Here is an 18,512-nt window from a genome sequence, read left to right on the forward strand (position 1 = left end):
AAAACCCGCACATGTTGCGGGTTTTTTTATGCCCTTACATGAAGCAACTTCACCTTGAACAATGCTGCTTTCCTTGCAAGAAAGTAAGCTATCAGGCAAGGTAGTGCGATAAAATTTATAAACAAAAATCTTAAATTAATAGCAGGAGCTAAAAATGCCAAAGTTCGATAACGTAAGTGTAGTAAAAAAAGCCAATGTATATTTTGACGGAAAAGTGTCGAGCCGTACCGTTATTTTAGGTGATGGCGAAGCGAAAACGTTAGGCTTTATGCAACCTGGTGAGTTTGTTTTTGATACAAACCAAAAAGAATGCATGGAGCTTTTAGCTGGCCAATGGGATATTTTATTACCAGGTGCGAGCGAGTGGAAAACATTTAACGCAGGTGAATCGTTTAATGTTGATGCAAATGTAAGCTTTAAAGTAAAAGTATCTGATTTTGCTGACTACTGTTGTTCGTACACAGATTAATCAATACAGCTAGACGTCTGAAAGCCCATGTACTATGGGCTTTGCATAAACTTTGCGCAACACATGATTTAAATCACCAAAAACCGCAAATAAACCTCAAATATCTCTCTTTTTTCCTTGTGTTAATCTAAATAGCCCCCAATACTATTTATGAGGTAACAAATAAAAGGATACCCTATGAAAATTAATCTTTCTGGTCACCATGTTGAAGTTACTGACTCTATTAGAGAGCACATCAACGAAAAATTTTCAAAAATCGAGAGCCACTTTCCATCGCTTATTGCACTCGATATTATTTTGTCTAAAGAGCATCATAAAATCCAAGCTGAAATTAGCACTAATTACGAAGGCACGCGCATATCGGTAAAAGGGGAAAACGAAGTTATGTACCCAGCCATTGCAAGCGCAGCTAAAAAACTCGATGCGGCACTAAAACATCGAAAAGGGCAGATAAAAGCAAACTTACACGAAAAGCCTGTTAGCACTACACCTGAAATCGCACACGAGATCATCCAAGAGATGGATCTTAAATAAAATTTAGTTCCAAAGTATTGTAAAAAAGAGCCGTATGGCTCTTTTTTATTGCCTGTAATTTAGGTAAGTTATGCGTTCTTGCAGTTTATTAATTAAAAAAATTAATAAAAAGAACACACAACACACATATTTTGAGAAATTAATGCACACAACAAAAGCAGTATGGAAGTCTCGACTAGGTGCGCTTGGGCCTGGAATACTCATGGCAACAGCCGCTATTGGCGGTTCTCACCTAGTTGCCTCTACGCAAGCTGGGGCAATATTTGGCTGGCAATTATTTTKGCTTATCCTTGTTGTTAATGTTTTAAAGTACCCGTTTTTTCGCTTTGGTATGGAATACACACTCGCCACTAAAAATAGCCTAGTGGAAGGGTATAAAAGCAAAGGCCCATTTTACTTCTACAGTTTTATTGGCTTAAACATCGTTGCCGCCGTAGTTAATACCGCTGGCGTATTACTGCTTACCGCAAGTTTACTGCATTACGCACTGCCTGTAGTGATAGAGGTAACACTGCTATGTTGGATATTATTAGGGGTGTGCTTAGCCATATTATTGTTAGGCCACTTTAAAGCGCTCGATAGTGTGGCTAAAGGCATAATGGGGTTATTAACGCTGGCTACCGTTATTGCGTTAGTTATCGCGTTTAGTAATGGCCCAATGGCGCCTGCTGACTATGTTGGCCCATCACCATATGAGCTTGCTATGCTGAGCTTTATGGTCGCGTTAATGGGCTGGATGCCAGCACCAATAGAAATATCAGCGCTTAGCTCTTTATGGCTAAAAGAAAAACAAGCCCAGCAAACAGTAACTAAAAGCCAAGGCCTGTTCGATTTTAACGTAGGTTACTGGCTTACAGCTGGCTTAGCACTGGTGTTTTTTAGCTTAGGTGTATTAGTGCAGTACGGGCAAACCAGCAGTATAGAACTCGGCGGTGTCGCGTTTGCCAAGCAGCTTATTGATATGTATGCATTAACAATAGGCGAGTGGGCAAGGCCGCTTGTATCAGCAATCGCCTTTTTATGTATGTTTGGCACTACACTCACCGTGCTAGACGGCTACGCCCGTACGCTTAACGAATCTCATAAACTACTTGGCTTTGGGCAATCAAAACACAGCTTAAATATTTGGTTAATACTACAAGCACTTGCCGGTATGGCCGTTATTTTATTTTTTAAATCAGCCCTTGGCCCCATGCTTACGTTTGCCATGACGCTTTCGTTTGTTACAACGCCTGTTTTTGCATGGCTTAACTTTAGCCTTGTGCGCTCAGAGTCAACTATCAAACATAGCGTATTATTGCGCAGCTTAACCTGGCTAGGCTTAGTGTACTTAGTTGGTTTTGCTGTTGCGTTTGTATTATGGAAACTAGCAGCCTAAATAGAGCCACTTACTTTAGGGTTTTAATTAAAGCCCTAAAGCCCTCAAGCATTAAATTCTAGGATTAAACGAGGTATAAATGGATATTAGAATAGGTGAGCTTTCAAACCCACACGTTATAAAGCTACTACAAGCGCATCATAACGATATGCTGAAACATTCACCTGTGAGAGCTTTTACGGTCTCCTCTTTTCATGAAGTTCATAAATTAATCTATATTCAACAACTGAATGAGCTGGAAATTTGTACAGGTACTAATGATACAGTTCTGTTATTCTGTCTTAATAGATACTAAAAATTCTCGAATTCATTTTCACACTAAAAACATAGCTATATATAACAAATAGTTCTAAAGTGTGTTTTTAGAGAGGTGCAAGGCAATTCACGGCGATTAAAGACGATTCACAGGAACGGTATTGTTGTAACTGTTGTAACGGTCAGTTATATTCTTTTACACGGTAAATATTTAAACAAATCAACATTTGTATATTTAGGTACCGCTTGGTAGTAAAGCAATACTACTACTTTTCCACGCCAGGAGACGTAATATGATTACATACAATGAAGAAGATTGGCCAATATAGCCCGTCACTAGTTTTAAAGAAAAGAGCCTAAATGGCTCTTTTTTTGTTCTAAGGGATGAATAAGTGAGTAAGCGTGATTCAATGAAAAGTATTTTTATTCTTTGGTTTATAGTGGCTCCTGTTGCAGGAATTTACTTTATATCAAAGATGGACCCTAAACTGTTTCCAAGCGGAGCTGTTTTGCTCTCTGCTCTACTAGCCTTATCCGCAGCTTTAGCTGGAATGTTTTACCAACGCCAAACAGCTAAAGAAAAAAATACATTAGATTTTCAACAAAAACTCAAAGATGATAAAGATTATTTAGCTCATGTGGTTGTGTTAGGAGGAATAATACATAGCCTTGAAAGAAAACAAACACTCTTGGAACTTGCAAAGCCTGAAAACTCTAATGATCCTAGGGTTATGTCTATACGTTACGTTTTAAATACTTGGGAACAAGCGGCAAATGCTATTAAACATAAGTTGTATGATGAAGATTTTTTGTACTCTTCACACAAGTCTTCTGTTATCGATCTTAGTCTACACTTAAGACCATTTATTAGAGCACGGCAAAAGAAAAATATCTCTCTTTATTCTGACTTTAGTCTATTGGCATTAAAGTGGACCATCAAAAGAGATAGTTTTGAATCACAACAAACAAAAAAAGAACTAAAACGTATATTCAAACAACTTGATAAAGTTAAGTCTGGAAAAATAAACCCGACACAAAAATAAACCTGCTTTAGCGAGTTACTTAAGAAACTCGGGAAGTTGGTTTTTTCTAGTTCATTCATTATTTTTTGTCGAGTGGTGTGGCCATTTATCCGACCTACATAACAAGGTAGGTTGGTTAACCCGAAGCGCCACCCAACAAAGTTATATGTTCACGCTTAAAGCTGCGCGGTTGGCACTGAGCTGTCATTGATATTAACTATCAACTCAGCTCTTTTATTGCGCTACTTATCCCATCTAGACTCAACGGGTACATTCTGTTATCCATTAGCTGCTTTATAAAGCCAATCGATTGATAGTACGGCCAGTGTTCAACGGGTTGTGGGTTGAGCCAAGCGACTTTATCAAAGTGGTTTGTTATACGTTGCAACCATGCACTGCCGGGCTCTTCGTTGTGGTGTTCTACGGAGCCGCCAGGGTAGGCTATTTCGTATGGGCCCATAGTGGCATCGCCTACAAATATTACTTTGTAGTCGCTAGTGAACTTGTTTATGAGCGTCATGGTGTCTATTACGTTTGAGTGGCGGCGTGCGTTGTCTTGCCAAACGTGCTCGTATAAACAGTTATGAAAGTAGTAAAACTCTAGGTGTTTAAACTCGCTGTGGGCGGCGCTAAATAATTCTTCGCAGGTATGAATGTAGTCATCCATTGAGCCGCCAATATCAAACAGCATGAGTACTTTTACTGCATTGTGGCGCTCGGGCGCCATTTTTACATCAAGCATGCCGCCTTGTTTTGCAGTAGCGCGAATAGTCTCGTTTAAATCAAGCGTGTCGCTTGCGCCTGTGCGGGCAAACTTACGTAACTTTTTAAGGGCGAGTTTAACTGTTCGCGAACTAATTTCTCTGTCGGTGTCGAGGTTTTTGTATTCTCGTTTATCCCACACTTTTACCGCTTGGCGATTACGGTTGCCGTCTTGCCCTATACGCACGCCTTCGGGGTTATAGCCGTATGCACCAAAAGGTGATGTGCCGCCAGTGCCCACCCATTTATTGCCGCCTGCGTGGCGTTTTTGTTGCTCTTCTAAACGCTCTTTTAGGGTTTTCATAAGCTCGTCGAGTCCACCCATAGCTTTTAGCTGAGCTTTTTCTTCATCGCTTAGGTTTTTTTCAAACTCTTTACGTAGCCAATCTTCAGGTAAGTTGTGCTGTTGCTTTAAACTCTCGAGCAAATCAAGGTCGGCAATACCGCTAAAGTAGTCGCTAAAGGCTTTGTCGAATCGGTCAAAGTGCGTTTCGTCTTTTACCATTATGGTACGAGCTAAATGGTAAAAGGCGTCTACATCGGCAAATATAACGCCTTTTTTTAAGGCATGAATTAAATCGAGTAACTCGCGCAAGCTCACCGGTAAACGGTATTTACGTAGCGTGAAAAAAAACTGTACTAACATGTTAGCGACGGCTCATAAAGGCAAGTTTTTCGATTAGGCTTATATCTTGCTCATTTTTAAGTAATGCGCCAAACATTGGCATTAAACCGCCTTTTTTAGCTTTGTCGTGCAGTGTTTTAGCGTCTATGTCTTCAGCCATTAAAAGCTTTAACCAGTCGAGTAATTCGCTGGTGGAAGGTTTCTTTTTAAGGCCGCTTGCTTCGCGCAGGTTAAAAAACACTTCAAGTGCTTGGCGTACTAAATCCTGTTTAACGTTAGGGTAGTGCACGTCAATAATTTGCTGCATTTCATCGCTGCTAGGAAAATCAATATAGTGAAAAAAGCAGCGGCGTAAAAATGCGTCCGGCAATTCTTTTTCGTTATTTGATGTGATGATTACAATAGGGCGCTCTTTTGCGACAATGCGCTCGTTAGTCTCATAAACATGAAACTCCATTTTATCAAGCTCAAGTAGTAAGTCGTTTGGGAACTCTATATCGGCTTTGTCTATTTCATCAATTAAAAGCACTGGGCGTTTGCCGTTAAGCTCTGCATATGTAAATGCCTGCCAAAGCTTACCTTTAACTATGTAGTTACTAATGTTGTGTACGCGCTCGTCACCTAGTTGGCTGTCGCGCAGGCGCGAAACCGCGTCGTACTCGTATAAACCTTGCTGCGCTTTAGTAGTCGATTTTATATGCCACTGAATAAGTGTGGTATCTAGGCTTTTAGCCAACTCCTCAGCCAGCATAGTTTTACCTGTGCCTGGTTCGCCTTTAATTAAAAGTGGTTTTTCAAGCATAATGGCAGCATTTACAGCTTGTTTAAGCGCGCTACTCGCTATGTAATTGTCAGTTGAATTAAATTGCACGGTGTACCCTTGTCTGGTCTGAGCAGTAAGTTATTTTGTCATAATGCCATAGTTAAGCAGCAGGTCCAATATAAGCAAAACGCGGTATAGTTTTACCGTCTTTTTCTATTGTTTCGTTAAACATGCTTAATGGGCGCGCCCATATACCAAATTCACCATAAAGTGCTTGGTAAATCACAAGTTGTTCCTCGGTTTCGCTATGGGTGGCAACATGAATAACTTTATATTGCGGGCCTTTGTAGTGTTGGTATATGCCTGGTTTTAGGGAAAGTGGTTTTATTGCTGTAGTCATGTTTTGATCTCTTGTATAATTTGGCTTTGCACTTTTAATGTTAACTAATTTGCCAATACTATGAACTATATTTCTTTAGATGATTACAAAAAGGCGTGGGTTTTTCGCCACAAAGATTTACCTGTATCTGATGAAGACGCAGCAAAAATAAAGCCTATGAGCGACGAGCGCGCAGCAGTACTTTGGACAACCATGGTGAGCCGTGAGTTTGATCACCCTGATTTTTTTGAAGACACCGATTGGTGTGGCCAAGAAAAAAACTTTAGCCAAGAAGCAGATTGGCAAGATGCGTGGGAAAATGGTGATGCACTACCACCAGAAGCAATCTTAACGTTTTTAGATTGGGAAGCTAACACCACGGTTTATTTTTGTATGGCGCGCGATAATATTATCGAAACGACGTTTGATGTATTTAAACGCAATTGGCAAAACTTTATGTTTTTAGCTGATGGCAGTTTATTGATTGGTAAAAAGCGTAATACGGTTGTGCAATTTTTAGAATCAGGTAAAGCAAAATTAGGTGAAAAGCCAAGCGCTTAAAATAGTGCGCTGCGCTTAAAAAATATTCAATACTGTGTTATAAAACATTTACCTGGATATTTTTGAGTACAGCTATTGGTCGCTAAAAATCAGTCACTTGGTGCTCAGCAGCAAGTTGAAATTTGGCAAACTGATGCACAAAAAGTGTTGTATGCACAATTGTGTAATGCGTTTTATCAGCGTGAGGTTCAGCGATTAGTTGCAGAGCCTAATACCGATAAACTGCGCCGCCAGTTAAAAAGCCTACCTTATTATATTGAGCGAGCTGCAACGTTAGTTGCCAATGGTGACACGCCTTTTACGCTTGATGCACAAAATGGTACGTGGCTTGAAAAGCAAAAACCGACCCCACCCGATGTGAATGTTCAAGCTAATGAACTTTTTTATCAAACGTATGCCAAAGTGGGGCTTATTGTGCCCGTTATATTGCATGGCTACGATCAGGTGCGTCTTAGAATAGACAGTATCGATCAGTTAGGTGAAAATAAGCTGCATTGTAACGAGCTTGGTTGGTTTGATTTTTTAGGAAATGGGCTAGAGCAGCAAAATGCTCAGCTAATAAAGCCAAGTAAGGTGAGTTTAACCGCTGCATGTTGCGGGCATCAGTGGCAGTTTTCGAAGCGTTGTATGCCACGGGTTTTATCACTACGCGAAATGCTTTTAGCGGGTAGTATTAATTGGCGTAATTTAAAGCGCCCCTTAGCGTATTAAAGTTAAGGTATTTGGAATTTAAAATAAGGAGTGTTAAATGCGTATTTTTCAAGTTGGCTTACTGTGCTTAGCACTGTTTGTACAATACAGGTTATGGTTTGGTCATAATGGTTTACAAGACTACACACGACTAAAAGGTGCAGTAACGTCGCATCATCAAACCAACGAAAAACTCATTAAACGTAATAAAGTACTTAAAGCCGATATTGAAGACTTAAAGCTTGGCCAAGAAGGCATTGAAGAGCGTGCACGCAACGAATTGGGAATGATTAAACCGGACGAAACATTTATTCGTGTTTTACCGGGCAAACAATATGACAAATAAACAGACTATTGCAGCAATTGTACCTGCGGCGGGTGTTGGCAGTAGAATGCAGCACAATGCGCCTAAGCAATATATACAATTAGCCGGTAAAACCATTTTAGAACACACCTTAGCTAAACTTTCTCAATTACCTCAATTACGCACTATTGTTGTTGCCCTTAGCGACAGCGACCCCTATTTTGACGAACTCCCACTGCTTGATAATCGCATTGTGCGAGCCAGTGGCGGTAAAGAGCGAGCCGACTCGGTGCTTAACAGCTTGCTTTTTTTAGCGCCTAACCCACCAACATGGGTGTTGGTGCATGATGCCGCTCGTCCATTAGTTAATATTAGTGATATAGAGCGTCTGATTGACGAATGCATAAACGCTGATGAAGGCGGTATTTTAGCTAGTAAAGTAAAAGACACCATAAAACGTGGCCACACTCATGCCCTACAAACTGTGCCACGAGACGATTTATGGCAAGCCCTTACCCCGCAGTTTTTTAAATATGACGAGCTTAAAAATGCACTGCAAAATGCATTAGCAAGCGGGGCTACTATTACCGATGAAGCCAGTGCAATTGAGTGGGCGGGTAAACCGGTTAAGCTTGTAGCAGGTCGTAGCGATAATATTAAAATAACCACGCCAGAGGATTTAGACCTGGCTGGGTTTTTATTACATAAACAAAAAAACGAGAGTGGATTATGATACGAATTGGCCATGGTTTTGACGTACATAAATTTGGCGGCGAAGGCCCGTTAACTATTTGTGGTGAAAAAATTGATTACCCACAGGGCTTTTTAGCGCACTCAGATGGTGATGTTGCTATTCATGCATTATGCGATGCTATTTTAGGCTCACTTGCAATGGGTGATATTGGTAAGCACTTTCCAGATACGGCAAGCGAGTATGAAAATATCGATAGCCGTATTTTACTTCGCCATGTGGTGGGCTTAGCTAAAAAGCAAGGTTATGTACTTGGCAATGGCGATGTGACTATTGTTGCTCAGGCACCAAAAATGTTGCCTCATATTCAAGCTATGCGCGCTAATTTAGCCAGCGATTTAAATTGCGACCTTAGCCAAATTAACGTTAAAGCCACTACTACCGAAAAGCTAGGCTTTGAAGGGCGCAAAGAAGGTATTTCGAGCCATGCGGTGGTTATTATGAGTAAAGAGCTTGCGAGTACAAAAAACGCATGAGCGATTTAAATTATTTATACGGTGCACCGCTTTCTAAAGCTGATTTTAAAACCACAGCTGAAGACTTTATGGTTGATGAAGACCTAGGTATAGAATTTACCGGCAGTGGCGAACACGTGTGTTTGCAGGTGGTTAAAAAAGGCGAAAACACGCAATACGTTGCAAAGCTAATTGCACAGCGTGCGGGTGTTTCACCGCGCGACGTAAGCTATGCAGGCATGAAAGATCGCCACGGTGTGTGCTCACAGTGGTTTAGTGTAAAAGTACCAATAAAAAAGCCTATCGATTTTAGTGATTTGAATAGTGAGAGTATTTTTATTGTGTCGCAACAGCGCCACGACCGTAAGTTACGTACGGGCTGCCACAAAGGTAATAAATTTACTATTACGCTTCGTAACGTAACCAAGCCTCTTGATATTTTATGCCGTATTAACGCAGTACGCGCAGGTGTGCCTAATTACTTTGGTGAACAGCGCTTTGGTCATGGTGGTCATAACTTAGTTATGGCTGAAAAAATGTTTGCCGGTGAGCGTATTCGCGATAAAAAGTTGCGCGGTATTATTATTTCAGCAGCACGGTCGCATGTATTTAATCAGTTAGTGAGCTTACGTGTAAAAGAGCATGGTTTAGCTAAAACAATGCACCGTGAAGTATTTATGCTCAGCGGCAGTAATGCATTTTTTGAAGATGCAATTAATGACGAAAACATAGAGCGATTAGCCACTGGCGATATTATGATGTCGGCACCTATGGTGGGTAAAAGTGAAAAAGGCTTAACCGAGCAAGAAAAAATTTGGCTCGAACCTTTCCAAACATGGTGTGATGGTTTAGGTGAGTTAGGCCTTAAAAATGAGCGCCGAATGCTGCGCTTAATTCCACAAAACTTAACCGTTGAAACACTTGATGAAACCACACTAAAACTAAGCTTTGGTTTGCCAAAAGGGTGTTTTGCAACCGCATTATTACGTGAGCTGGTGGATTACACTGATGCTAGCCCTCGAGAGCGCAAAGAAAAGGATAATGGCATAAATGAAGATACTGTTAAGTAACGATGATGGCGTAAATGCCAAAGGCATTGCGGTTTTATATCAGGCGCTTATACAAATTGCAGATGTAACCCTTGTTGCACCTGATCGCAACTGTAGTGGCGCAAGTAATTCTTTAACACTTATGAACCCACTACGAGCGACTACACTCGAAAATGGTTTTATGTCAGTTAATGGCACACCTACTGATTGTGTACATTTAGGTGTAAATCAGTTAGCTGATGAAAAGCCAGATCTAGTTGTTGCAGGTATTAATCATGGTGCCAATTTAGGCGATGACACGCTTTATTCCGGTACTGTTGCGGCTGCAACTGAAGGTCGCCATTTAGGTCTGCCTGCAATTGCGGTATCGCTTTGCTCACATAATGGCGATCATTTTGAAACAGCCGCCGCGGTTACCGTAAATATTATTAAAGGCTTGGCTTCGCACCCGCTGCCAAAAGATCAAATAATAAATATTAATGTGCCAGATATTCCATTAAGTGAATTAAAAGGGGTGCAAGTAACACGCCTAGGCACTCGCCATAAAGCCGAAACTATGACTAAACAAACCGATCCTTGGGGTCGTGATATTTATTGGTATGGATCGCTAGGGACTGAAAGCGATGCAGGAGAGGGGACCGATTTTCACGCTATTAACAATGGCTATGCATCGGTGACGCCACTGAGTGTTGATATGACAGCTAAAGATAGCTTAAAAGCAGTAGGAGAGTGGTTAGCCGATTTGGAGATTAATCGTGCTCGCTAATTATACCCGCAGTGCAAAAGCGCTATCTGACTTACTAAAGCGTGAAGGCGTTGAAGATACACAAGTACTCAGTGCTATAGCTGATATTCCGCGCCATATTTTTATAGATGATGTGCTAAAACACAAAGCCTATGAAAATACAGCGCTACCTATTGGACAAGGACAAACAATTTCTCAGCCTTATATAGTAGCGCGTATGACAGAGCTACTTCGCTTAGCTGGTGTGCGCAATAAAGTGCTAGAAATAGGTACCGGCTCTGGATATCAAACTGCAGTATTGGCCAAAACGTTTACGAAGGTTTACTCGGTAGAGCGTATTAAAACACTTCAGTGGCAGGCAAAAAGACGTTTGCAGCAACTCGATTTATATAATGTAACCATGAAGCATGGCGATGGTTGGCAAGGCTGGCAATCACAAGCGCCGTTTGATGGTATTATAGTGACTGCTGCGGCTTCTAAAGTTCCGCAAGATTTACTTGCTCAGTTGGCCGATGGTGGCGTGTTATTAGCGCCAATTGGTGAGAGTGTTCAAAAATTAGTAATGGTTATCCGCAAAGGCGATAATTATAAAGAGCATGTTATTGCTCCTGTTAGATTTGTGCCGCTAGTACCTGGCGATATTGAATAGGAATTCATTTTGAAGTTGTTTACCAAGTTATACGATATGGCCCTAGTGTGGGCAAAACACCGTCATGCGGAACGTTATTTAGCTGCAATGAGCTTTGCAGAGTCTGTTTTTTTTCCAATACCACCCGATGTCATGCTTGCACCTATGTCGCTTGCGCAACCTAAAAAAGCATGGCGCTTTGCGAGCTTTGCCACAATAGCGTCGGTTTGTGGTGGCATAATTGGCTACTTACTCGGTTTTTGGTTATTTGAACCCGTTGTTGAGCCATTAATTGCGCAAATGCATTGGCAAGAAAAGTTTGATATCGCACTCAATTGGTTTAAAGATTACGGTGTTTGGGTTGTGTTTTTAGCTGGTTTTTCGCCGATACCATATAAAGTATTTACGATTGGCGCAGGGGTTTTGCAAATGGCATTTTTGCCATTTTTAATAGCATCAGCCATTGGACGCGGTGCGCGATTCTTTTTAGTTTCAGCCTTAATGAAGTGGGGCGGAGCTCAAATGGAGCGAAAATTACGTCAGTATATTGAAATACTTGGTTGGGGATTAGTGATATTAATTGCGCTAGCTTACTTTTTATTACGTTAAGCGTTAAAAATATCAATTTTCTAATTTAGGGGAAAAATACAATGAATAAACAGTGTTTACTGTATGTAGCTATATTTATTAGTATTTTTCTCTTTGGTTGCTCTTCTCGCCATGTTCCTGCACCTGTTAGTAGCTTAAATAATAATGTTAATGATTTAGGTCATACTATTAACATTAATGGGACTAGCTATAAAGTACAAAAAGGAGATACGCTTTATTCTATTGCCTTTAGTGCTGGGCAAGACTTTAGATTACTTGCAAAAAACAATTCAATTCCATCACCTTACACTATTTTTCCTGGGCAAAATATCTCTTTAATCCCTAAGCCTAAAAAAATTAAAAGGGATGAAAAATATACGAACCCGAGTAAAAAGTCCACAAAAAAAACACAAAAAAATAACATAATATTAAAGAAAGAGCTTGATCCCCCAAAACAACGAGAGTATGTTCAGAAACAAGCCAGTAACAAAGTTAGTAATACTAAACGTTTGTCGAGCAGTAAAGTTAAGTGGTCTTGGCCTGCAAAGGGCAAAATTACCAAACGCTTTTCTAATAAGGAAAACGGTTATAAAGGTTTACAGATTACTAATCGCAAAGGGGCTTCAGTCTTAGCCGCGGCACAAGGAACTGTGGTGTACGCGGGTAACGCTCTTCGAGGGTACGGTAGTTTAATCATATTGAAACATAATGATGATTACCTAAGTGCTTACGCACATAACTCGAAATTACTTGTTAAAGAAAAGCAGAAGGTTAAGGCAGGACAAAAAATAGCAGAAATTGGTAATTCAGAGTCTCCGGTCACCGCGCTTCGTTTTGAAATTCGCTACCGAGGGCAAGCTGTCAATCCTGCTAAATACCTACCCTAATTTTTAGGTATTGATAATTGCTCGGGAGAAGGCTTATGGCTAGCGCAGCAAAACTTGACACACACACTACGACTGACGAAAAATTCGATGACATCGCTGCTGATGAAAGCACAACTCTACTAGATAAAGTAGAAGATGATGAAATTTTTGCTAAAGAAGAAGTCACTAAAAATCTTGATGCAACCCAACTTTATTTAGGCGAAATTGGTTTTTCTCCTTTGCTTAGTGCAGAAGAAGAAGTGTTTTTTTCTCGTAAATCACTTAGAGGTTGTGAAGCCTCACGTAAACGTATGATTGAAAGTAACCTACGTTTAGTTGTTAAAATAGCACGTCGTTACAATAATCGTGGCCTTGCTTTACTCGATTTAATTGAAGAGGGTAACTTAGGTTTAATTCGCGCAGTTGAAAAATTTGACCCTGAACGCGGCTTTAGATTTTCGACTTACGCTACATGGTGGATACGTCAAACAATTGAACGTGCCATTATGAATCAAACTCGCACCATTCGCTTACCTATTCATGTAGTTAAAGAACTTAATGTTTATTTACGTACAGCTCGAGAATTAACTCAAAAACTTGACCATGAGCCAACAGCTGACGAAATTGCAGCTTGCCTAGATAGACCCGTTGAAGACGTAACTAAGATGCTACGTTTAAACGAAAGAATTGCATCAGTAGACATGCCGATTGGTGGTGAAAATGACAGTGTTTTACTTGATATCATTCCTGATGAAAAAAGTGCAGGACCTGAAGGCGAAGTACAAAATAATGATATTAATAAGCACATTGTAGATTGGTTAGGTGAATTAAACCCTAAACAGCGCGAAGTGTTAGCACGTCGATTTGGATTACTTGGCTACGAGCCATCGACACTTGAAGATGTAGGCCGTGAAATAGGCTTAACACGGGAACGTGTAAGACAAATTCAGGTAGAAGCATTACGTCGTCTAAAAGACATTTTACAACAAGAAGGTTTAAGTACAGATAGCTTGTTTAATCAGTTTTCGTAACTGGTAAAATAACTTAAAAGACTATGTGTGTTAAAAAGCCGAAGAATTTATTCTTCGGCTTTTTTTATGCTTGTACATTAGATGATATAAATTACAACAATGCTTTTAGTTTATATAACAAATCGTGCGCTTGGCGTGGCGATAAATTATCAGGGTCAATTGCACTTAACTGCTCATCAACTTCAGAAGGGGCACTTTGTACAATTTCGTTATTAAAAGTAAAGGCTTGTTGCTCTGTATTTGGTGCAGTAACGCTTTGATGATTTTCAAGTAACTTAAGTTTTTGCTTTGCTTGTGCAATCACAGCTTTTGGCACACCCGCAAGGGCAGCTACTTGTAAGCCAAAGCTTTTACTTGCAGCGCCATCAAGTACGGTGTGCATAAAGGCGATTGTATCGTTATGCTCTATTGCATCAAGATGGACGTTTACAAGGCCCGTTGTTTGCTCAGCAAGTTCTGTTAACTCAAAGTAATGCGTAGCAAATAATGTTTTAGCTGATATTTTGGACGCTAAATGATCGGCTGTCGCATATGCAAGCGATAAACCATCGTAGGTACTTGTACCGCGGCCAATTTCATCCATTAATACTAAAGACTGCGCAGTGGCATTATTTAAAATAGTGGCGGTTTCGGTCATTTCTACCATGAAGGTTGAGCGACCTGATGCTAAATCGTCGCTTGCACCAATACGTGTAAATATACGGTCGATATTACCAATTTTAGCGCTGTCTGCGGGCACGTAACTACCAATATGCGCCATGAGAACAATAAGTGCTGTTTGGCGCATATAGGTTGATTTACCGCCCATGTTTGGACCAGTAATAATGAGCATTTTACGTTGGCTGTTTAACTCTACAGGGTTGGCAATAAACGGTTCTTTCATTACTTGCTCAACAACAGGGTGACGACCTTGTTTAATGCTTATATTGTCGTTATCGCACAATTCTGGTTTTGCATAATTGAGTGCAAATGCACGTTCGGCCAGATTATTTAATACGTCTAAATCAGCCAGCGCTGCTGCCATCATTTGTAATTGCTCAATATGCGGAGCAATAAATCTAAATAGCTCTTCATATAATTGCTTTTCAAGCGCGAGAGCTTTTGATTGGCTACCGAGTACTTTATCCTCGTGTTCCTTAAGCTCTGGAATAATGTAACGTTCATTATTTTTAAGCGTTTGGCGACGAATGTAGTCGGCTGGAACCAAGTGCGCATTAGCTCTACTTACTTCAATAAAAAAGCCGTGTACTCGGTTATAGCCAATTTTTAATGTACTAATGCCTGTACGTTCACGCTCGCGTTGTTCAAGCTGCTCAAGTACATCGGTTGCACCTTTGCTTAAGTTACGCCATTCATCAAGTTCACTGTTGTAACCAGGGGCAATAACGCCACCGTCACGAATTAGTACCGGTGGGTTATCGATAACTGCACGTTCTAATAACTCTTGTAAATCAGGGAGCTCAGGCGAGTGCTTGATAATACCCGCTATACGAGGATTGTTAGCGTCAGCTAACAAAGTATGCAGTGGTGCAAGTGCTTGTAATGCACTGCGCAGGCGAGTTAAATCGCGCGGGCGAGCTGTGCATAAAGCTAGGCGTGCAATAACACGCTCTACATCACCAATCTCTTTTAATGATTCGTGTAATTCACCGCAAAGTTGTACGTCTAAAATTGCACTAATTGCATTTAAGCGTGAATTTAGCTCGTCTTTATTACGAATTGGTGTATGAATACGGCGCTTAAGTAAGCGAGATCCCATTGGCGTTGCTGTTTTATCAAGTACTTGAGCAAGTGTATTTTCAAACCCGCCCGATAAATTAACGGTAAGCTCTAAATTTTTACGTGTTGCGGCATCTAAAATAACTGCATGCTCGTTGTGTTCAAGTGTAATTGCACGAATATGCGGCAGTGCAATACGTTGTGTATCTTTTACGTATTGCATTAAACAACCTGCAGCAACAAGTGCGCTGTGGGCTTTATCTACGCCAAACCCCACTAAATCTTTAGTACCAAACTGCTCGCATAATAAGTGCTGAGCCGTATCTAAGTCGAATTCCCACTCTGGGCGACGACGAGCGCCTTTTATATGCTCAATTAAATGAACGTTCTCAAAGCTTTCGCTATACAAAAGTTCTGCTGGCGATAGGCGTTGAATAGTTGAGCTAAAGGCTTCGTCGGTATTTACTTCAACAATGTTAAAGCGACCCGAGTTAATATCAAGGTATGCAATGCCATATAGGCCTTTTTTACTTTGCCAAACGCTAGTAAGTAAGTTGTCTTGTCGTTCTTGTAAAAGCGCTTCGTCAGAAATTGTACCGGGTGTAACTATACGAACAACTTTTCGATCGACAGGGCCTTTACTGGTTGCGGGGTCACCCACTTGTTCACAAATAGCAACTGACTCGCCCATTTGTACCAAACGAGCTAAGTAGTTTTCTACCGCATGATAAGGTACGCCCGCCATAGGGATAGGGTCGCCGCCAGCTTTACCGCGATGAGTTTGCGAAATATCGAGCAGTTGAGCTGCGCGTTTTGCGTCATCAAAAAAGAGTTCGTAAAAATCGCCCATACGATAAAACAATAAAATATCGCGATGCTCTGATTTTATTTTTAGATACTGCTGCATCATAGGGGTTTGTTGTTTTATAGTGTGTGGTGCATAAAGATCAAACGACATGTATTTACCCAAAGGCTGAATATGGAATTACATCAAGAGATTAAAACACTTGCTGCGCAATTAGGCGCTATTTTAACGGATAAATGCTTATGGATCACTACTGCTGAGTCATGTACTGGTGGCGGAGTGAGTTATGCGCTTACCGATACCCCTGGAAGCTCAGCTTATATTGACCGTGCATTTGTCACTTACAGTAACCAAGCAAAGCAAGATTTACTAAATGTGAGTGCAGGCACATTAGCGCAATATGGTGCAGTGAGCGAGCAAACTGTACGTGAAATGGCAATCGGTGCTATTAAGGCAACAAATTCAAATATATCTATAGCTGTATCTGGCATTGCGGGCCCCGGAGGTGCTACTGATGGCAAACCTGTAGGACTCGTGTGGTTTGGCATACAAATTAATGACAAAGTACTGACCTTTAAACAAATATTTACTGGTGATAGAGCTCAAGTTAGGCTGCAAGCTATTGTATTTGCATTGAAAAGTGTAATAGATGAGATAAAATTAAAAAATTAGCTTGATACTGTGATTTCATACAGTATACTTGTCTGCATTAGCTGGATTGGAGAACAAAATGAACGATAACAAACAAAAAGCGTTAGACGCAGCACTATCACAAATTGAACGTCAATTTGGTAAAGGCTCAATCATGAAATTGGGTGATAACAAAGCGTTAAATATTGAATCTGTATCTACAGGCTCATTAGGTATTGATATTGCTTTAGGCATAGGCGGCCTACCTATGGGACGTATTGTTGAAGTATACGGCCCTGAATCGTCTGGTAAAACAACGCTTACTTTACAAGTTATCGCTGCTGCACAAAAAGAAGGCAAAACATGTGCCTTTATCGATGCTGAGCATGCTCTAGATCCAGTGTACGCACAAAAATTAGGCGTAAACATTGACGATCTTTTTGTTTCTCAACCAGACACCGGTGAGCAAGCGCTAGAAATTTGTGACATGTTAGTACGCTCAAGTGCTGTAGACGTAGTTATTATTGACTCGGTTGCTGCGCTTACACCAAAAGCTGAAATTGAAGGCGACATGGGCGACTCGCACATGGGCTTACAAGCACGTTTAATGTCACAAGCATTACGTAAGCTTACGGGTAATATTAAACGCTCTAACACGTTATGTATTTTCATTAACCAAATTCGTATGAAAATAGGTGTAATGTTTGGTAACCCAGAAACAACAACGGGGGGTAACGCACTTAAGTTTTACGCGTCAGTTCGTATAGATATTCGTCGTATTGGTTCTGTAAAAGAAGGCGACGAAGTTGTTGGTAATGAAACCCGCGTAAAAATTGTTAAAAACAAAGTTGCGCCGCCGTTTAAACAAGCTGAATTTATTATCATGTATGGTGAAGGTATTTCTAAGCAAGGTGAGCTAATTGACTTAGGTGTTAAGCACAAAATTGTTGAAAAAGCAGGTGCTTGGTATAGCTACTGTGGTAACAAAGTTGGCCAAGGTAAATCTAACTCAATTAAGTTTTTGAAAGAAAACCCAGAAATTGCAGATGAGATTGAAGGTAAATTACGCGACATGCTTTTACTAAAAGCAACTATTGAACCAGAAGACGGTGAAGATAAGTTAGGCGACGAAGCAGACCTTTAAACTGCATCAAAATGAGTTATTAAGCTTGGTTTGACCCGAGCTTTAAAGAGCGCTAATCAGCAATGGTTAGTGCTTTTTTGTTGTTCAAAACTTAAAGCGGATAAAAATAAAACGACACGCTAAAAGTGTGTCGTTTTTTAATTTAACCTATAAAAATATACGATTACATAGCACATGAGCTATTGCACTGCAATAGTAATTACTACACTAATACCAACCTGCATAAATCTTTGATCAATTTAACGAATTAAATAGCACTATAACGTCGTTAAAAATTTTTTATTTAGAACAACTAGATACAAAAATTTTTGCCTAGTTCTAGCGTAATTTTCTTAACGTTAAATAGACCCCATATATAA

Annotated in this window: 21 protein-coding genes and 1 pseudogene; 18 read left to right on the plus strand and 4 right to left on the minus strand. The window is 40.4% G+C overall.

Features of this window, described 5'->3' with window-relative positions:
• Window positions 1-154: 154 nt before the first annotated feature.
• From EU510_RS14860 to EU510_RS14880, 5 genes and pseudogenes are all read left to right on the plus strand, one after another.
• Window positions 155-469: a pyrimidine/purine nucleoside phosphorylase gene (locus EU510_RS14860; protein WP_002958974.1), complete on the plus strand. Its 315-nt coding sequence runs from the start codon at window positions 155-157 to the stop codon at window positions 467-469.
• A 177-nt stretch (window positions 470-646) separates the two neighbouring features.
• Window positions 647-1,003 (plus strand): ribosome hibernation-promoting factor, HPF/YfiA family, encoded by a 357-nt coding sequence (gene hpf / locus EU510_RS14865; protein WP_007376058.1) that lies wholly within the window; start codon window positions 647-649, stop codon window positions 1,001-1,003.
• 202 nt (window positions 1,004-1,205) lie between these two features.
• On the plus strand, window positions 1,206-2,381 hold the full coding sequence (locus EU510_RS14870) for an NRAMP family divalent metal transporter (RefSeq protein WP_149594336.1): 1,176 nt from the start codon (window positions 1,206-1,208) through the stop codon (window positions 2,379-2,381).
• Between the two features lie 79 nt (window positions 2,382-2,460).
• Window positions 2,461-2,556, plus strand: a pseudogene (locus tag EU510_RS20110) (GNAT family N-acetyltransferase); the annotation flags it as partial.
• A 472-nt stretch (window positions 2,557-3,028) separates the two neighbouring features.
• Window positions 3,029-3,679: a DUF4760 domain-containing protein gene (locus EU510_RS14880; protein WP_149594136.1), complete on the plus strand. Its 651-nt coding sequence runs from the start codon at window positions 3,029-3,031 to the stop codon at window positions 3,677-3,679.
• Window positions 3,680-3,878: 199 nt separating this feature from the next.
• Here the strand turns inward: EU510_RS14880 and EU510_RS14885 are convergent, their stop codons facing one another.
• The 3 genes from EU510_RS14885 to EU510_RS14895 are packed head-to-tail and all read right to left on the minus strand — an operon-like array spanning window position 3,879 to window position 6,208.
• Window positions 3,879-5,066 (minus strand): vWA domain-containing protein, encoded by a 1,188-nt coding sequence (locus EU510_RS14885; RefSeq protein ID WP_149594137.1) that lies wholly within the window; start codon window positions 5,064-5,066, stop codon window positions 3,879-3,881.
• A gap of 1 nt (window position 5,067) precedes the next feature.
• A complete protein-coding gene (locus EU510_RS14890; RefSeq protein ID WP_008135298.1) occupies window positions 5,068-5,916 on the minus strand; it encodes an AAA family ATPase in 849 nt (282 codons plus the stop codon).
• A 52-nt stretch (window positions 5,917-5,968) separates the two neighbouring features.
• Window positions 5,969-6,208: a DUF1653 domain-containing protein gene (locus EU510_RS14895; protein WP_007376065.1), complete on the minus strand. Its 240-nt coding sequence runs from the start codon at window positions 6,206-6,208 to the stop codon at window positions 5,969-5,971.
• Between the two features lie 60 nt (window positions 6,209-6,268).
• Between EU510_RS14895 and EU510_RS14900 the strand changes: the two genes are divergently transcribed.
• The 11 genes from EU510_RS14900 (at window position 6,269) to rpoS (ending at window position 13,855) form a co-directional block, all read left to right on the plus strand.
• Entirely contained in the window at window positions 6,269-6,748 is a 480-nt protein-coding gene (locus EU510_RS14900) for a DUF2947 domain-containing protein (protein ID WP_149594138.1), read from the plus strand.
• A gap of 75 nt (window positions 6,749-6,823) precedes the next feature.
• Window positions 6,824-7,459, plus strand: a complete 636-nt coding sequence (locus EU510_RS14905) for a hypothetical protein (RefSeq protein WP_149594139.1) — start codon at window positions 6,824-6,826, stop codon at window positions 7,457-7,459.
• 37 nt (window positions 7,460-7,496) lie between these two features.
• Window positions 7,497-7,784, plus strand: coding sequence for a cell division protein FtsB (ftsB, locus tag EU510_RS14910; RefSeq protein ID WP_002958963.1), 288 nt, complete (start codon window positions 7,497-7,499; stop codon window positions 7,782-7,784).
• On the plus strand, window positions 7,774-8,475 hold the full coding sequence (ispD, locus tag EU510_RS14915; RefSeq protein ID WP_149594140.1) for a 2-C-methyl-D-erythritol 4-phosphate cytidylyltransferase: 702 nt from the start codon (window positions 7,774-7,776) through the stop codon (window positions 8,473-8,475). The genes ftsB and ispD overlap by 11 nt, the downstream gene beginning before the upstream one ends.
• A complete protein-coding gene (ispF, locus tag EU510_RS14920) occupies window positions 8,472-8,969 on the plus strand; it encodes a 2-C-methyl-D-erythritol 2,4-cyclodiphosphate synthase (RefSeq protein ID WP_149594141.1) in 498 nt (165 codons plus the stop codon). The genes ispD and ispF overlap by 4 nt, the downstream gene beginning before the upstream one ends.
• The gene (gene truD / locus EU510_RS14925) at window positions 8,966-10,018 is read left to right on the plus strand and encodes a tRNA pseudouridine(13) synthase TruD (protein WP_149594142.1); all 1,053 of its coding nucleotides are present in this window, start codon (window positions 8,966-8,968) and stop codon (window positions 10,016-10,018) included. Before ispF ends, truD begins: the two co-directional genes overlap by 4 nt.
• Window positions 9,999-10,763 (plus strand): 5'/3'-nucleotidase SurE, encoded by a 765-nt coding sequence (gene surE, locus EU510_RS14930; RefSeq protein ID WP_149594143.1) that lies wholly within the window; start codon window positions 9,999-10,001, stop codon window positions 10,761-10,763. Before truD ends, surE begins: the two co-directional genes overlap by 20 nt.
• Window positions 10,753-11,391 carry a protein-L-isoaspartate(D-aspartate) O-methyltransferase gene (locus tag EU510_RS14935; protein WP_149594144.1) on the plus strand — a complete coding sequence of 213 codons (639 nt, stop codon included), beginning with the start codon at window positions 10,753-10,755 and terminating at the stop codon, window positions 11,389-11,391. The genes surE and EU510_RS14935 overlap by 11 nt, the downstream gene beginning before the upstream one ends.
• Before the next feature lie 9 nt (window positions 11,392-11,400).
• Window positions 11,401-11,979, plus strand: coding sequence for a YqaA family protein (locus EU510_RS14940; protein ID WP_149594145.1), 579 nt, complete (start codon window positions 11,401-11,403; stop codon window positions 11,977-11,979).
• Window positions 11,980-12,020: 41 nt separating this feature from the next.
• On the plus strand, window positions 12,021-12,845 hold the full coding sequence (locus EU510_RS14945) for a peptidoglycan DD-metalloendopeptidase family protein (protein ID WP_149594146.1): 825 nt from the start codon (window positions 12,021-12,023) through the stop codon (window positions 12,843-12,845).
• A 35-nt stretch (window positions 12,846-12,880) separates the two neighbouring features.
• A complete protein-coding gene (gene rpoS / locus EU510_RS14950) occupies window positions 12,881-13,855 on the plus strand; it encodes an RNA polymerase sigma factor RpoS (RefSeq protein ID WP_149594147.1) in 975 nt (324 codons plus the stop codon).
• A gap of 91 nt (window positions 13,856-13,946) precedes the next feature.
• On the opposite strand, the gene mutS is transcribed toward rpoS, so the two are convergent.
• Window positions 13,947-16,532 carry a DNA mismatch repair protein MutS gene (gene mutS, locus EU510_RS14955; RefSeq protein ID WP_149594148.1) on the minus strand — a complete coding sequence of 862 codons (2,586 nt, stop codon included), beginning with the start codon at window positions 16,530-16,532 and terminating at the stop codon, window positions 13,947-13,949.
• Window positions 16,533-16,553: 21 nt separating this feature from the next.
• Between mutS and EU510_RS14960 the strand changes: the two genes are divergently transcribed.
• Both EU510_RS14960 and recA read left to right on the plus strand, forming a co-directional pair.
• Entirely contained in the window at window positions 16,554-17,051 is a 498-nt protein-coding gene (locus tag EU510_RS14960) for a CinA family protein (protein ID WP_149594149.1), read from the plus strand.
• 58 nt (window positions 17,052-17,109) lie between these two features.
• Complete coding sequence (gene recA / locus EU510_RS14965; RefSeq protein WP_149594150.1) at window positions 17,110-18,153, plus strand: recombinase RecA; 1,044 nt, start codon at window positions 17,110-17,112, stop codon at window positions 18,151-18,153.
• The last annotated feature ends 359 nt before the right edge of the window (window positions 18,154-18,512 follow it).

Origin of the sequence: Pseudoalteromonas sp. FUC4, from assembly GCF_008370255.1 — a bacterium.
In the GTDB taxonomy this organism is placed as follows: Bacteria; Pseudomonadota; Gammaproteobacteria; order Enterobacterales; family Alteromonadaceae; genus Pseudoalteromonas.

Excerpts from the sequence above, each read along its gene's own strand:
- EU510_RS14860 (WP_002958974.1), top strand. The coding sequence starts at position 155 with ATGCCAAAGTTCGATAACGTAAGTGTAGTAAAAAAAGCCAATGTATAT.
- hpf (WP_007376058.1), top strand. The coding sequence starts at position 647 with ATGAAAATTAATCTTTCTGGTCACCATGTTGAAGTTACTGACTCTATT.
- EU510_RS14885 (WP_149594137.1), bottom strand. The coding sequence starts at position 5,066 with ATGTTAGTACAGTTTTTTTTCACGCTACGTAAATACCGTTTACCGGTG.
- EU510_RS14895 (WP_007376065.1), bottom strand. The coding sequence starts at position 6,208 with ATGACTACAGCAATAAAACCACTTTCCCTAAAACCAGGCATATACCAA.
- EU510_RS14900 (WP_149594138.1), top strand. The coding sequence starts at position 6,269 with ATGAACTATATTTCTTTAGATGATTACAAAAAGGCGTGGGTTTTTCGC.
- ftsB (WP_002958963.1), top strand. The coding sequence starts at position 7,497 with ATGCGTATTTTTCAAGTTGGCTTACTGTGCTTAGCACTGTTTGTACAA.
- ispD (WP_149594140.1), top strand. The coding sequence starts at position 7,774 with ATGACAAATAAACAGACTATTGCAGCAATTGTACCTGCGGCGGGTGTT.
- ispF (WP_149594141.1), top strand. The coding sequence starts at position 8,472 with ATGATACGAATTGGCCATGGTTTTGACGTACATAAATTTGGCGGCGAA.
- truD (WP_149594142.1), top strand. The coding sequence starts at position 8,966 with ATGAGCGATTTAAATTATTTATACGGTGCACCGCTTTCTAAAGCTGAT.
- surE (WP_149594143.1), top strand. The coding sequence starts at position 9,999 with ATGAAGATACTGTTAAGTAACGATGATGGCGTAAATGCCAAAGGCATT.
- EU510_RS14945 (WP_149594146.1), top strand. The coding sequence starts at position 12,021 with ATGAATAAACAGTGTTTACTGTATGTAGCTATATTTATTAGTATTTTT.
- rpoS (WP_149594147.1), top strand. The coding sequence starts at position 12,881 with ATGGCTAGCGCAGCAAAACTTGACACACACACTACGACTGACGAAAAA.
- mutS (WP_149594148.1), bottom strand. The coding sequence starts at position 16,532 with ATGTCGTTTGATCTTTATGCACCACACACTATAAAACAACAAACCCCT.
- EU510_RS14960 (WP_149594149.1), top strand. The coding sequence starts at position 16,554 with ATGGAATTACATCAAGAGATTAAAACACTTGCTGCGCAATTAGGCGCT.
- recA (WP_149594150.1), top strand. The coding sequence starts at position 17,110 with ATGAACGATAACAAACAAAAAGCGTTAGACGCAGCACTATCACAAATT.